This is a genomic window from Rhodococcus sp. R1101, from assembly GCF_000278445.1.
In the GTDB taxonomy this organism is placed as follows: Bacteria; Actinomycetota; Actinomycetes; order Mycobacteriales; family Mycobacteriaceae; genus Rhodococcus; species Rhodococcus gordoniae.
This window is the reverse complement of sequence record NZ_AJVB01000960.1, coordinates 1-410: the sequence shown is the minus strand read 5'-3', so window position 1 is coordinate 410 and position 410 is coordinate 1. Positions and strand designations below refer to the sequence as shown.

Here is a 410-nt window from a genome sequence, read left to right as displayed (position 1 = left end):
TCATGGGCGTCGACGATCTCGTCGTCGCGGGCAGCCACGGATTCGACATCTGGAGCCCCACCGACGAGCAGATCGGTCACGACGTCCTCGACGACTTCACCGACCTCATCGTCGAGACCACCGACACCCTGCGCACACGCCTGGACGGTCTCGACGGTGTCGGCATCGAACCGAAACGCGCCTCGGTCGCCGTGCACTACCGGCAGGCCGCCCCCGAGGTGCACGACCGGGTGGGCGCGATCGTCGACGCGCTGCTGCGGGAGAACCCCGATCGCCTCGCGGTGGTGCCGGGCAAGATGGTCTACGAACTCAAACCGGCGGTGGACTGGAACAAGGGCAAGGCGGTCCTGCACCTGATCGAGGTCCTCGGTCTGGCCTCCGACGACGTCGTGCCGCTCTATCTCGGCGAC

General features: G+C 67.6%; 1 protein-coding gene. It reads left to right on the top strand.

The features are described from left to right. On the top strand, positions 1-410 hold a 410-nt coding region (gene otsB, locus R1101_RS0125475; protein WP_016935879.1), incomplete at both ends, for a trehalose-phosphatase.